Source organism: Nocardioides sp. (assembly GCF_025965415.1).
Taxonomy (GTDB): domain Bacteria; phylum Actinomycetota; class Actinomycetes; order Propionibacteriales; family Nocardioidaceae; genus Nocardioides.
This window is the reverse complement of sequence record NZ_JAOPWY010000011.1, coordinates 1-13644: the sequence shown is the minus strand read 5'-3', so window position 1 is coordinate 13644 and position 13644 is coordinate 1. Positions and strand designations below refer to the sequence as shown.

The following is a 13644-nucleotide window of genomic DNA, read 5'->3' as shown; positions in this document are numbered from 1 at the left end:
CCGGGCAAGGTCACCAAGCTGGTGCCCTTCGGTTCGTTCGTCCGTGTCGAGGAGGGCATCGAGGGCCTGGTGCACATCTCCGAGCTCGCCGAGCGTCACGTCGAGATCCCCGAGCAGGTCGTCCAGGTCAACGACGACGTCATGGTCAAGATCATCGACATCGACCTCGAGCGTCGCCGGATCTCGCTGTCGCTCAAGCAGGCCAACGAGACGGCTGCCGCCGCCGACGTGGAGGAGTTCGACCCCACGCTCTACGGCATGACCGCCACCTACGACGAGCAGGGCAACTACGTCTACCCCGAGGGCTTCGACCCCGAGACGGGCGAGTGGCTCGAGGGCTTCGACGACCAGCGTTCGGTCTGGGAGGACCAGTACGCCAAGGCGCACGCCCGCTGGGAGCAGCACGTCAAGCAGCAGGCCGACGCCAAGGTCGCGGAGGCCGAGGCCGGCGAGGCCACGTCCTACTCCTCGGGCGGCGACGTGGCGGCGGACGACGAGACCGGTGGCGACACCGGCGGTTCGCTCGCCTCCGACGAGGCGCTGCAGGCGCTTCGCGAGAAGCTCACGGGTGGCCAGGCCTGATCGGCTGACCCCCTGATCTGACGCACTGCACGATGGCCCGCCGGGGACACCCGGCGGGCCATCGTCGCGTCCGGGCACCCTCGCGTCCGCGTCGGGTCTGGGGCCCGTCGGGTAGAACGTGCGCATGGCAGATCGCGGCAGCACCGCACTGGTCCTCGGCGGCGGGGGCATCACCGGCATCGCGTGGGAGCTCGGCATCCTGGCGGGCCTGGCGGACGCGGGGGTCGACCTCACCGATGCCGACGTCGTCGTCGGCACGTCGGCCGGCTCCGTCGTGGGTGCCCAGGTGACCAACGGCATCCCGCTCGCCGACCTCTACGCCGCCCAGCTGCAGCCGCCCGACGCCGAGCTGGGCGGTCGGCTCTCCCGGATCGCCGCGCTCAAGCTCCTGCCGCCGTACCTGCTGCCCGGCAGCGGCCGCACCAAGCTGGCCCGGGTGGGTCGCGTCGCGAGCGCGTCCCACGGTCCCGGCACCGTCGACCGTGAGGGCGTGATCCGATCCCGCCTGCCGGTGCACGACTGGCCGGACCGTGACCTGCGGGTGACGGCGGTCGACACGACGAGCGGCGAGTTCACCGTCTTCACCCGCGAGTCCGGCGTCGACCTCGTCGCCGCAGTGGCAGCGAGCTGCGCCGTTCCCACCGTGTGGCCGCCGGTCGAGATCGCCGGGCGGACCTACATGGACGGCGGGATGCGGTCCACGGCCAACGTCGACGTGGTGCGTGGCGCCGAGCGGGTCGTCGTACTGGCTCCGCTCCCGAGGGCGCTGAGCAGGAGGACGTCGATCCGGGCCCAGCTCGAGCGCATCGCGCCCCGCGAGTGGTCGGTCGTCACGCCGGACCCCGAGGCCGTCGCCGCGTTCGGGCGCAACCTCCTCGATCCCGCCAAGCGCAAGGTGGCCGCCGAGGCGGGCCTCCGCCAGTCGCGGGGCCTGGCCGACGAGATGCGTCATGTGTGGGAGCCGAGCTGACGCTCGTGCGCACCGGACCCCCGCCGAGCTGACGCTCGTGCGCACCGCGCGCGTGCAGAAGCGTCAGCTCGGCGGGTGCGGCGCGTGCAGAAGCGTCAGGTCAGCAGGTGGGCGAGCTCGTCGCGGCGGACCTTCCCGGTGGGCGTCATCGGAAGCTCGGTGACCGACACGTAGTCCTTGGGTCGCTTGGCCGGGGCGAGGACCTGCCGCGCGTGGGCCGCCAGGACGTCCGGAGCCGCCGCCCCGACCACGGCGGCGCACACCCGCTGGCCCCACTGCTCGTCGCGGACACCGAAGACGGCCACGTCGTCGACCCCGGGCACCTCGCGTAGGGCGTTCTCCACCTCCATGGGGTAGACGTTGACGCCACCGGAGATGATCAGGTCCGTACGCCGCCCGTCGAGGTGGACGTAGCCGTCGAGGTCGATCCGTCCGGCGTCGCCGACCGTGAAGGCGGGTCCGGCTGCGGTGTCGCGCCAGGCCGCGGCGGTCTGCTCCGGGGCGCCGAGGTAGGTGAACCGGGCGTGCGGCGGCACCGCGCACCAGATCCGGTCGTCCTCGTCGGTGGAGAGCGTGCGTCCCGGCCGGGCCCGCCCGACGGTGCCGGGGCGCTCGAGCCACTCCTCGGAGCGGCACGCGGTGAACTGGCCCTCGGTCGAGCCGTAGAACTCCCAGGTCGAGCCCGCGGGGAAGAGCTCGACCAGGCGGCGCTTGACGGCCGGGGGACAGGGCGCTCCGGCGTGGGCGACCAGCCGGAACGAGGCGAGGTCGGGGACCCCGACCTCGTCCCAGTGGGCGAAGAGCCGCTGGAGGTGGGTCGGGACGCAGAACATCGTGGTGGGGCGCTCCGCCACGATCGCCGCGGTGGTGCGGGCGGGGTCGAACCGTCCCGGCACGACGATGCGCCCGCCCGCGAGCAGGGTGCCCATCGCGAAGCGCAGCGGGGCGGAGTGGTGCAGCGGACTGAGCACGAGGTTGACGTCGTGCTCACCGAAGCCCCAGAGGTCGCGCTCCTCGGCGACGAGGGCAGCCGCGTCGGCCTCGGCGAGGAGGCCGGACCACACGCCCTTCGGTGTGCCGGTGGTGCCGCTGGTGCAGTGGATCGGCCGGCCGCGGGGGAGCGACCTCGACCGGCCGGGGCGCAGCCGGAGCAGCTCCTCGACCCGGTCGGCCTCCGTGACCACGAGGTCGGGCGCGATGGGCTTGAGGATCCGCCGGCACTCGGCCGGGGTCAGCGCCGGGTCGAGCGGCACCGGGAAGACCCCGTCGGCGAGCAGTGCCAGCACCAGGTCGACGTACGACGCCGAGCCGGGGACCAGCAGGGCCACCCGGGATCCCGCACCCAGGTGGGGAGTGAGCTCGTCGTCGGCCATGCGGGCATTGTGCCGGGCGGGCGCCCGGCCGCGCGGTCAGCCCCGGGGGACGAGGTGGCGCCGCTCCTCGATCGAGCCGAGCTCGTCGAAGGGGTGGCTGGAGGAGGCGGGGCCGGCGAATCGGTCGCGGCGGGCGTAGGAGACCAGGAGCGAGGTGGCGGCGGTCAGGATCAGGAGGAAGAAGATGGTGGTCATGGCAGTAAGTCTCCGGCCATTGACTTCCAGCCACCAGTGGCAGGAATGCCAGTATGGGTTGAGTTACTGCCAATGGTGCGGCAGTCTGGGCGCATGAAGAAGGTCGCCGCCGTGGTGCAGGACGGGGCCGAGCCGTTCGGGCTGGGCTCGATGTGCGAGGTGTGGGGCGAGCCCTACCACCCCGACGACGACAACCCGGTCTTCGACTTCATCGTGGCGACACCCCGTCCGGGCCGCGTCGTCGGTGCCACCGGCTACGACCTGCACGTCGACCACTCGCTGGACGACGCCGCCGATGCCGACCTCATCTGCCTGATCCCCAAGCGCGGTCACCTCGATCCCTCGCCCGAGGTCGTCGAGCTGGTCCGGTCCGCCCACGCGCGCGGCGCGACCGTCTTCGCCCACTGCACGGCCGCCTTCATGATCGGTGAGGCCGGGCTGCTCGACGGCCGCCGGGCCACCACGCACTGGCGCCACGTCGACGACCTGGCCGCGCGCTACCCGGAGGCGTCGATCGACGGCAACGTCCTCTACGTCCAGGACGGGTCGATCGTCACCGGGGCCGGCTCGGCGGCCGGCCTCGACGCCGCGCTCCACGTGATGCGCCAGCACTTCGGGGCGAAGGTCGCGGCCACTGCTGCCCGCCGGATGGTCGTGCCGCCGCACCGCGACGGGGGACAGGCCCAGTTCATCGCCCGCGCCGTGCCGGTCTGCGAGTCCGAGGCGCTGTCGCCGTTGCTGGCGTGGATCGGGGCCAACCTGGCCGAGGACCTCGACGTGGAGACGCTGGCGCGCCACATGCACATGTCCGCGCGGACCTTCGCGCGCCGCTTCAAGGAGGAGACCGGCACGACGCCGTACTCCTGGATCCTGGGCGAGCGGGTGCGGGCCGCCGAGGAGCTGCTCGAGCAGACCGACCACTCGATCGACTGGGTCGCCGGCGAGGTGGGCTTCGGCAACGCCGCCACGCTGCGCCACCACTTCGGGCGCTCGCGCGGGGTCAGCCCCCAGGAGTACCGGCGCACCTTCCGGACGCCTGCCTGAGCTCACGTCGACCCTCGGTAGCCTTGGCCACGTGAACGCGACCCCGCTGGCCGACCTGTCCGCCGACGACCTCGCCGCGCTGCTCGAGGAGCAGCGAGCGGCGTACGCCGACCTCGGGGCAAAGGGGTTGACGCTCGACCTGACGCGTGGCAAGCCGTCGACCCAGCAGCTCGACCTCGCCGACGACCTGCTCCGGCTGCCGACGAAGACGGTGGACGCCGACGGCGTCGACGTCCGCAACTACGGCGGCCTGCAGGGGCTGCGCGAGCTGCGCGAGATGTTCGCCGAGCTGCTGTGGGTGGAGCCCGAGCAGGTCGTGGCGGGTGGCAACTCGAGCCTGACCATGATGCGCGACACCCTCGTCTACCTGATGCTCTTCGGCGGCGTGGACTCCGAGCGGCCGTGGGGCCAGGAGGAGAAGGTCCGGTTCGTGTGCCCCGTCCCGGGCTACGACCGGCACTTCACGCTGCTCGAGAGCCTCGGCATCGAGATGGTGACCGTGCCGATGCACGACGACGGACCCGACGTCGACGCCGTGGCCGCGCTCGTGGCCGACGACCCGAGCGTCAAGGGCATCTGGATCGTGCCGACGTACGCCAACCCGTCGGGGTCGATCGTGAGCCAGGACGTCGCCGCGCGGCTGGCCGCGATGCCGACCGCCGCCCCCGACTTCAAGATCTTCTGGGACAACGCCTACGCGCTGCACCACCTCACCGAGGAGGAGGCCAAGAGCGCCGACATCCTCACCCTGGCCTCGGCGGCGGGGCACCCGCACCGCCCGGTCATGTTCGCCTCGACCTCGAAGATCACCTACGCCGGCGCGGGTGTGGCCTTCCTGGCGGCCTCGACGGCCAACGTCGCGTGGTACCTCGGCCACCTCGGCAACGGGTCGATCGGACCCGACAAGGTCAACCACCTGCGCCACGCCGAGTTCTTCGGCTCCCCGCAGGGCGTGCGCGACCACATGGCCAAGCACCGCGCGATCATCGCGCCCAAGTTCGCCGAGGTCGACCGCGTGCTCATCGAGCGGCTCGGCGGTCGCGGGGTCGCTACGTGGAACACCCCGACCGGTGGCTACTTCGTCAACCTCGACGTCGTTCCCGGGACGGCCTCGCGCGTCGTCGCGCTGGCCAAGGAGGCCGGCATCGCGCTGACCCCGGCCGGGTCGTCGTTCCCCTACAAGCAGGACCCGGACGACACCAACATCCGGCTCGCGCCCACCATGCCGCCGCTCGCCGAGGTGACCGAGGCGATGGAGGGCGTGGCGACCTGCGTGCTGCTTGCGGCTCTCGAGCAGGCGACGGCTTGACTCAGGCGGCGAGGGGCTCGGCGACCAGCCCGCCGCGCACGAGGTCGGCGTAGCGTCCGCCGAGCAGGAGCAGCTCCTCGTGGGTGCCGAGCTCGGCGACCCGCCCCTGGTGCAGCACGGCGATCTGGTCGGCGTTGCGGACCGTGGAGAGCCGGTGCGCGATGGTGATCGTGGTGCGCGTGCGGGTCACGTCCTCGAGCGTGGCCAGGATCGCCCTCTCGGTCTCGTTGTCCAACGCACTCGTGGCCTCGTCGAGCACCAGCACGGCGGGGTCGCGCAGGAGGGTCCGGGCGATCGCCAGCCGCTGCTGCTCGCCGCCGGAGAACCGGTGGCCCCGCGAGCCGACGACGGTGTCGTAGCCCTCGGGCAACGAGCTCAGGAGGTCGTGGATGCGGGCCTGTCGGCAGGCCTGCTCGATCTGGTCGTCGGTGGCGTCGGGGCGGGCGTGGCGCAGGTTGTCGCGCACGCTCGCGTGCATCAGGTAGGTCTCCTGGGTGACCACGCCGACCAGGCCGGCCAGGTCGGTGAGGCCCAGGTCGCGCACGTCGACGCCGTCGATCGTCACGCGGCCGGTGGTCACGTCGTGGAGGCGGGGGACGAGCGAGGCGAGCGTCGACTTGCCGCTGCCGGTCTCGCCCACCAGGGCCAGCGTGCTGCCGGCCGGGACGCGCAGGTCGATGTCGCCCAGCACGGGCCGGTCCGGGTCGTAGGCGAAGCCGACGCCCTCGAAGCGGACCTCGCCGGGTGCGTGCGCGCGGGCGAGGACGGTCGGCTGCACCGGCTCGGCGATCTCGACCGGCAGGTCGGCGTACTCGAAGATGCGGCTGAAGAGCGCCATCGACGAGGTGATGTCGACGCCGACGTTGAGCAGTGCCATCAGCGGCCGGAAGAGGGTGCCCTGCAGGGCGATGAAGGCGACCAGGGTGCCGATGGTCATGCCGCCCGAGGTCGCGGGGAGGCCGGCGGCGAGGTAGATCGCGGCGGGGACGGCGGCGAAGACGATGTTCATGGTCGCCATCCGCCAGCGTCCGGCGAGCCGCGAGCGGATCTCCAGGCCGACGAGGTCGGCCGAGGTCTCCTCGAACCGTGCGGTCAGGCGGGGTGAGGCGCCGAGGGTCTTGGTGAGCATGACGCCGCTCACCGACAGGCCCTCCTCGATCTGCACGTGCAGGTCCGCGAGCCGCTGCTGGCGCTCGGCGGTGACCCGGTGCCGCATGCGCGCCACCTGGCGGGTGAGCAGCACGGCGGGCGGGAGGACGACGAGGGAGAGCAGGGCGAGGCGCCAGCTGAGGGCGACCATGGCGACCGCGGTGCCGACCACGACGGTGAGGTTGGCGGCGATCGCGGTGGCGGTCTGGGTGACGACGCCCTGCATGCTGCCGATGTCGTTGACCAGGCGCGACTGCACCTCGCCACCGCGGGTGCGGGTGAAGAAGCCGAGCGACTGGCGCTGGAGGTGGGCGAAGAGATCGCTGCGCAGGCGGTGCATGACGCGCTGGCCGACCGCGGTGGAGAGCCAGGTCTGCACGACGCCGATGACGGCGCTCGCGACGGCGACGCCGAGCATGGCCGCCACGCACAGCACCAGGAGGCGTACGTCCTGGCGGGGCAGCGCGACGTCGATGATGTGCCGGACGAGGAACGGCTGGGCCAGCGACACGGCCGAGCTCAGCACGATGAGGGCGACGACGACCGCCAGGACGCCCCGGTGGGGAGCGAAGAGGCGGGCGATGCGCCGCAGGGACACGGGGGAGTCCGACAGCTGCCGCAGGTCCGCGGGGTCGGGGCGGCCGCTGCGGGAGCGGCGCGAGGGAGACGGTGAGTGGTCATCCATGCGACCAGCTCCTCTCGGGAGTGCGGATAAAGTGAGGTAACCTCACTATGAGGTAGCAACCCGACGCAGACCGGAGATATTCCCGTGACCGAGCACCGGCACCACCACCCCGCGCACCCCGCGCGCGAGCCGGACACCGGCGACCTGGTCATGGCGCTCGCGCGACGGGTGCGCCGGTCGTACGCCGAGGCGCTGGGGCAGTGGCACGTGACGCCGTCGCAGTCCCGGGCGTTGAAGGTGCTGTCGTCCCGTGCCGACGGGATGCGGCCCTCGGTGCTGGCCGACGAGCTGCGGATCGCCCCCCGCTCCGCGACCGAGGTCGCCGACGCGCTGGAGGAGCGCGGGTGGATCCGGCGGGCCGCCGACCCCACCGACCGGCGCGCGACCACGCTCACGCTCACCGACGACGGCCGCGACCTCGTCGCACGGATCGAGGACGTGCGCCGTGAGGCCTCCGAGCGGGTCCTCGACGTGCTGACACCCGCCCAGCGTCGTACGCTCCACGAGATCGTGGCCGTCGTCGTGGGGGAGGACCAGTGACCGTTCGGGTCGGGCTGACCGGAGGCATCGCCTCGGGCAAGAGCACGGTGTCGGCCATCCTGGCCGAACTCGGTGCCGTGGTGATCGACGCCGACGTGCTCGCCCGGGAGGTCGTGGCTCGGGGGACACCGGGACTCGACGCAGTCGTGGCGGAGTTCGGCCCCGGGATCCTCACGCCCGAGGGCGACCTGGACCGCCCGGCGATGGGCGCCGTGGTGTTCTCCGACCCGGCAGCCCGCAAGCGGCTCGAGGAGATCATCCACCCGCTCGTCCACCGGCGGGGCGCGCAGCTGGAGGCGGAGGCCCCGCCGGACGCCGTCGTGGTGCACGACATCCCGTTGCTCGCCGAGGGTGGGCGGGCCGGCTCCTTCGACGCCGTGGTCGTCGTCGACGCCCCGGCGGAGCTCCAGCTGTCCCGGATGGTGCAGGACCGGGGCTGGACGAGCGACGACGCCGCGGCGCGGATCGGCGCCCAGGCCACGCGCGAGGACCGGCTGGCGATCGCGACGTACGTCATCGACAACACGGGCACGCTGGCGGGGCTGCGCGAGCAGGTCGAGCGGGTCTACGCCGCGCTGGCCGACCGCGCCTGACGTTTCCCGGTTGGCCGGGCGCGGCGGGTAGCCTCCCGGCGTGCTCCCGATCCGACCCCGCCTGACCGTGATCGCGGCAGGCGTCCTGCTCGTGAGCGGCTGCGCGTCAATGGGACCCGGGCCGGGCGACACCGCCGCGACGACCTCGTCGTCCAGCAGCCCGACCCCGATCACCCCCACGGCGACCGAGACTCCCGAGGACCCGGACACGCCGTCGTCCTGGGGGCCGACCCTCGGTGAGATCGAGGAGGCCCAGGAGCTGGTCAGCACCTGGACCCCCGACCAGCTGGCCGGTGGCGTGATCGTCGGGCGGTTCCACGGCACGGACCCCGAGGAGCCGGCGCGGATGGTGCGCGAGCTGCACCTCGCGGGAGTCTCGGTGACCGGCGACAACGTGGTCGACGAGGCGCAGGTGCTCGCGATGACGTCGGCCCTCGCCCAGGCCGCCGAGGACGACGGCCGTGACTTCCCGCCCGTGATCGGCGTGGACCAGGAAGGCGGCTACGTCAGCCACCTGCGGGGCATCGCGACCGACTTCCCGCACTTCCAGTCCGCCGGGCTCGCGGTCCAGGCGGACCCCCGGCTCGGGCGACGGGTCACCCGGGCGGCCGCCCTGACGACCGGCCTCGAGCTGCGCGGCCTGGGGTTCACCTGGGTGTTCGCGCCCGTCGCCGACGTCACCATCGGCGCCGCCGACCCGACCATCGGCGCCCGCTCGGCGTCGGAGGACCCGGCCGTGGCGTCCCAGGCGATCGGCGCGGCCATCAAGGGCTACGACGACGCCGGGATCGTCTCCACCGTCAAGCACTTCCCTGGCCACGGCACCGCCACGACCGACAGCCATGACACCCTCCCCGTCGTGGACTCGACGCTGGCCGAGATCGAGGCGCACGACCTGCCGCCGTTCGAGTCCGCGATCCGCCACCGGGCCCCGGCCGTGATGATGAGCCACCTCGACCTCACCTCGATCGCCCCGGACGTGCCCGCGAGCATGGCCCCGGAGGTCTACGCGCTGCTGCGCGACGACCTGGGCTTCGAGGGCGTCACGATCACCGACTCCCTCGGGATGGGCGCCGTCGGTGGTCGTCCCACGCCCGCGCTCCAGGCGCTCGAGGCCGGCGCCGACCTGCTGCTGATGCCCGTCGACACCGAGGCCACCCACCAGATCGTGGTCGACGCGATCAACGCGGGCGACGTCTCCCGCGAGCGGGTCGAGGAGGCCGCCGCCCGGGTGGTCGCGCTGCAGATGTGGCAGGCCCGGCTGGCAGCACGACGGCCTGTGCCCGTCGACATCGTCGAGCGAGCACAGGCCGCGAGTGCGGACCTGCTGTCCGCGGCGTACTGAGAACCGTCAGGTAGTTCGCGGTCTGAGGGCGCGTGCCTGACAAGGCGGAGGCGCGACGACGGCCTTGAAGCGGAGCGGGCCTTCGAGCGCCTAGAACGCAGCCAGGCGCGAGCCGTCAGGCCGCGAGGTCGGGGTCGCCGGCGCGGCGGAGCTTTTGCAGCGCCTCCCGCTCGAGCTGGCGGACCCGCTCAGCGGAGATGCCGTGGCGGGCACCGATGTCGGCGAGCTTGTGCTGGCGGCCGTCGGCCAGGCCGTAGCGGGCCCGGACGATGTCGGCGGACCGGTCGTCGAGGATGCCGACCAGGTCCTCGAGGCGCTGGCGCGCCTCGGCGTCCAGCACGTTGAGGTCCGGACCCGGTGCGGTCTCCTGGGCCATCAGGTCACCCAGCGAGGTGTCGCCGTCCTCGTCCACCGGGGTGTCCAGCGACACGTGGTCGCGGCCCCAGCTCATCAGGTCGAGGACACGGTCGATGTCCATGCCGAGCTCGGTGGCGATCTCGTGCGGCTCCGGGTCGCGGCCGAGCTGGCGCTCGAGGGTGCGTCGGGCGCTGCCGACCTGGTTGAGCTCCTCGACCACGTGGACGGGGAGCCGGACGACGCGGGCCTGCTGCGCGATGCCACGCGTGATCGCCTGACGCACCCACCAGGTGGCGTACGTCGAGAACTTGTAGCCCTTGGTGTAGTCGAACTTCTCGACCGCGCGGATCAGGCCGGTGTTGCCCTCCTGGATCAGGTCGAGCATGGGCATCTGCGAGCGGCCGTACTTGCGGGCGATCGAGACGACCAGCCGGAGGTTGGCCTCGATGAAGCGGTCTACCGCAAGGCGGCCCTGCTCGGCGAGCCACTCGAGCTCCTCCTCGTTGGCCGTCATCGGGGCGCCGCCCTTGCGGCGGCCGATGCGGCCGGTGTCGAGGAGGTGCTGGGCCAGCAGGCCGGCCTCGATGGTCTTGGAGAGCTCGACCTCGGTCTCGGCATCGAGGAGCGGGGTGCGAGCGATCTCGTCCAGGTAGAGGCCCACGCTGTCGCGGCCCTCGATCTCACGAGTCGTGGTGGTGCGCTTGGCCTGTGCAGTGCTCATCTCGTCCTCCTGCTCCTCGTGCGGTCACCCCTGTGTCGCACATCTGATCAACGCCTGTGTCCGTAGCGGGATTCCCGAACGGATTTCTCGGTGCCTTCATCTGCCTTGACGAGTCAGTGACCCCGGGAGTTGCACGATCGGCGAACTCTCAGGGACTTCTCAGGGGTTCCCCCCCGAGCGCGGAACATGCGCCGCGGCGCGGCCGTGGCCTCCTGCCGGTCCTCCCCAGCCCGACCCCCGTCCTGTGGAGGGCAGGGACCCTTCCTGTGGAGCACGGAGGAACTTCTGTGGGCAACCCTGCGGGATCGGAAGTTTGTCGTCGCAGCCCCTTGCGGCGCGCGTCCGGGCGGGCATAGAACTCTCCCTACCGAAGCCGCTCTGCGGAGTCGGGGATCGAATCGGCTGAACTGCCCACCCGGCGAGCTTGCTCGCCGCGCAGGCCCGGTGACGGGGACTGCGGGGGCCGGGACGCCGGCGCGGTCGACCGGACGTCACCATCCCGGTCACACCGAGGGGCTCCTGATGCTCATACCATCGGGAGCCCCTCGCCTCTTCCCCTCGAGGGTGCCCTCGTCGCTCCCCGGCGCGCAACCGGACGCGGGTGAACCCCGGGCGAACACGCGTCCATCCGCCGAGCGCGGGACGTGCCTCACCCGGGGCGCAGCTCAGGTCTCGACGGGCGGTTCGACCCGGTGCAGCGCCGGGTCGTCGGCCCGGTAGCTGCGCACAGGACCCGGCGGGGTGTCGGCGGTCTCGAAGCGGACGGTCACCACACCCGAGCCCGACCCCCACACCCACCCGGGGCCCATCTCGTCGTGCACGACGTCGGCGCCGGGCGGCCACGTACGCCGCGGCGGCTCGGGCAGCACCACCTCCGCCTCCTTCTCTTCGGCCGTCTCGCCGAAGAGGTCCTCCTGCACCCAGTCGGCCAGGCCCGAGACGCCGACCCCGAGCAGGCGCACGCCGCCCGTCGTGTCGAGGTCGCCCAGCAGCGACCGCGCCACCCGGGCGATGGTGCCCCCGTCGTCGGTGGGGCTGGACAGCGTGCTCGACCGGCTCAGCGTGGTGAAGTCGTGCAGGCGCACCTTGATGGAGACCGTGCGCCCCGAGAACCCGTTCTTGCGCATCCGGGTGCCGACGTCCTTGGCCTGCCGGGTCAGCAGCCCCTCCATCAGCTTGCGGTCGTTGAGGTCTGCGTCGTAGGTGCCCTCCACGCTGATCGACTTGGTCTCCCGCTCGGCCAGGACCGGTCGCGAGTCCTGGGCCCGGGCCAGCTGCCACAGGCCGTGTCCCTGCGCCTGGCCGAGCAGGCGGACGAGCTCGTCCTCGTCGACGGCCTCCAGCTCGGCGATCGTGTGGATCCCGGCGCGGCGCAGGCGTTCGGCGGTGGCCGGACCGACGCCGGGGATGACGGTGACCTTCATCGGACGCAGCAGGTCGAGCTCGGTGCCGGGCGGCACCACCGTCATCCCGTCGGGCTTGTCGAGCTCGCTGGCGACCTTGGCGAGGAACTTCGAGGAGGCGATGCCGACCGTGGCGGTCAGGCCGCCGGTGACCTCGTGCACCCGCTGGCGCAGCCGCTCGCCCGCCTCGGTGACCGTGGCGACCTCGAGGTCGGGCAGGTCGGCCGCCGCCAGGTCGACGAAGGCCTCGTCGAGGGAGAGCGGCTCGACCAGCGGCGAGAGGTCGCGCAGCACCTGCATGACGCGGGTGCTGGTCTCGCGGTAGGCGTGGAAGCGGCCGCTCAGGAACGCCGCGTGCGGGCACCGGGCGCGCGCCTCCCGTCCGGACATCGCCGACCCGACGCCGTAGCGGCGTGCCTCGTACGACGCCGTGGCGACCACGCCGCGGCCGCCCGTGCCGCCGACGATGACCGGCTTGCCACGCAGCGATGGCTTGTCGCGCTGCTCCACGGCGGCGAAGAAGGCGTCCAGGTCCAGGTGGAGGATCGACGCGGTGGAGCGCATCAGCGCATTGTCGCAGCCCACCAACCGTCCACAGGCATGCCCCGCAGGGCTTCCTCCACAGGGTCCGGACGGCAGGGGCGCCGATGGTCGGTGGCCGCGGGAAACGTCGTCCTCATGGATCCCACAGACCGCGTCCCGCCTTCCACCCCAGCCACTGCGACCCGCCTCGCGGCGCGCACCCCCGAGGACATCGCCGCCTTCGTGCCGCTCGCCCTCGGCTTCGTCCCCGAGCGATCGGTGGTGATGGTCAGCATCGGTGCCGGTGCCCGCGGCGGCCTGCACGCCCGCGTCGACCTGCCTCCCGATCCCGACGACGTGGACGACGTGGTGGAGGCCCTGCTGCGTCCTGCCCGGCGCCACGATCTCCGCGAGGTCGTCGTGGTCGTCTACGACGACGACACGACCGTGGCCGACGAGGCCGCGTGGGCGGTCCACGAGGAGTTCACCGCTGCCGGCATCCGGGTGCGCGAGGTGCTGCGCGTCCACGACGACCACTGGTACGCCGTCCTTCCCGGCGCCCCGCTCGCGGCCTACCGGGGCGTCCCGTTCACCCTCGCCGAGCACCGGTTCACCGCCCAGGGCGTCTACGACGGCCGTGTCACCCACGCCAGCCGTGAGGCGCTCCGCGCGACCATCGCGCCCGACGGGGCCGCGGCCCGGCGCGTCGAGGCCGAGCTCGGTGATGCGCGGCCGCTGCCGGCGGGCGCGCTGCAGGCGCTGACGGCCCGTCACGTGGGCCAGGGCACCACCTTCTCGGGCGCCGAGCTCGCGGCGGTCGCCGTCTCGGTCACCTCCGGGGACCGCCGTGACGAGG

General features: G+C 72.8%; 13 protein-coding genes. 8 read left to right on the top strand and 5 right to left on the bottom strand.

Translation table 11 applies throughout. The annotated features are described in order from the left end of the window. On the top strand, positions 1-582 hold a 582-nt coding region (locus tag JWN97_RS01175), incomplete at its 5' end, for a S1 RNA-binding domain-containing protein (protein WP_297616917.1). A 124-nt stretch (positions 583-706) separates the two neighbouring features. Next, entirely contained in the window at positions 707-1552 is an 846-nt protein-coding gene (locus tag JWN97_RS01170; RefSeq protein WP_297616914.1) for a patatin-like phospholipase family protein, read from the top strand. A gap of 95 nt (positions 1553-1647) precedes the next feature. On the opposite strand, the gene JWN97_RS01165 is transcribed toward JWN97_RS01170, so the two are convergent. Together JWN97_RS01165 and JWN97_RS01160 are read right to left on the bottom strand one after the other, a co-directional pair. Further along, complete coding sequence (locus JWN97_RS01165) at positions 1648-2925, bottom strand: AMP-binding protein (RefSeq protein WP_297616911.1); 1278 nt, start codon at positions 2923-2925, stop codon at positions 1648-1650. A gap of 36 nt (positions 2926-2961) precedes the next feature. Beyond that, the gene (locus JWN97_RS01160; RefSeq protein ID WP_297616908.1) at positions 2962-3120 is read right to left on the bottom strand and encodes a hypothetical protein; all 159 of its coding nucleotides are present in this window, start codon (positions 3118-3120) and stop codon (positions 2962-2964) included. A gap of 93 nt (positions 3121-3213) precedes the next feature. On the opposite strand from JWN97_RS01160, the gene JWN97_RS01155 reads away from it, so the two are divergent. Together JWN97_RS01155 and JWN97_RS01150 are read left to right on the top strand one after the other, a co-directional pair. After that, positions 3214-4164 carry a helix-turn-helix domain-containing protein gene (locus JWN97_RS01155; RefSeq protein ID WP_297616905.1) on the top strand — a complete coding sequence of 317 codons (951 nt, stop codon included), beginning with the start codon at positions 3214-3216 and terminating at the stop codon, positions 4162-4164. Positions 4165-4195: 31 nt separating this feature from the next. Then, positions 4196-5473: an aminotransferase class I/II-fold pyridoxal phosphate-dependent enzyme gene (locus JWN97_RS01150; protein ID WP_297616902.1), complete on the top strand. Its 1278-nt coding sequence runs from the start codon at positions 4196-4198 to the stop codon at positions 5471-5473. A 1-nt stretch (position 5474) separates the two neighbouring features. On the opposite strand, the gene JWN97_RS01145 is transcribed toward JWN97_RS01150, so the two are convergent. Further along, entirely contained in the window at positions 5475-7307 is a 1833-nt protein-coding gene (locus tag JWN97_RS01145; protein WP_297616899.1) for an ABC transporter ATP-binding protein, read from the bottom strand. 84 nt (positions 7308-7391) lie between these two features. Here JWN97_RS01145 and JWN97_RS01140 point away from each other — a divergent pair, with 84 nt between their 5' ends. The 3 genes from JWN97_RS01140 to JWN97_RS01130 are packed head-to-tail and all read left to right on the top strand — an operon-like array spanning position 7392 to position 9785. Further along, positions 7392-7847 carry a MarR family transcriptional regulator gene (locus JWN97_RS01140; protein ID WP_297616896.1) on the top strand — a complete coding sequence of 152 codons (456 nt, stop codon included), beginning with the start codon at positions 7392-7394 and terminating at the stop codon, positions 7845-7847. Beyond that, a complete protein-coding gene (coaE, locus tag JWN97_RS01135) occupies positions 7844-8440 on the top strand; it encodes a dephospho-CoA kinase (RefSeq protein WP_297616893.1) in 597 nt (198 codons plus the stop codon). Before JWN97_RS01140 ends, coaE begins: the two co-directional genes overlap by 4 nt. A 40-nt stretch (positions 8441-8480) precedes the next feature. After that, a complete protein-coding gene (locus JWN97_RS01130) occupies positions 8481-9785 on the top strand; it encodes a glycoside hydrolase family 3 N-terminal domain-containing protein (RefSeq protein WP_297616890.1) in 1305 nt (434 codons plus the stop codon). Positions 9786-9900: 115 nt separating this feature from the next. Here the strand turns inward: JWN97_RS01130 and JWN97_RS01125 are convergent, their stop codons facing one another. Next, positions 9901-10863: a sigma-70 family RNA polymerase sigma factor gene (locus tag JWN97_RS01125; protein ID WP_297616887.1), complete on the bottom strand. Its 963-nt coding sequence runs from the start codon at positions 10861-10863 to the stop codon at positions 9901-9903. A 665-nt stretch (positions 10864-11528) separates the two neighbouring features. Then, positions 11529-12830, bottom strand: coding sequence for a DNA polymerase IV (locus JWN97_RS01120; RefSeq protein ID WP_297616884.1), 1302 nt, complete (start codon positions 12828-12830; stop codon positions 11529-11531). Positions 12831-12944: 114 nt separating this feature from the next. On the opposite strand from JWN97_RS01120, the gene JWN97_RS01115 reads away from it, so the two are divergent. Continuing rightward, a partial coding sequence (locus JWN97_RS01115) for a DUF4192 family protein (protein ID WP_297616882.1) occupies positions 12945-13644 on the top strand: 700 nt, incomplete at its 3' end.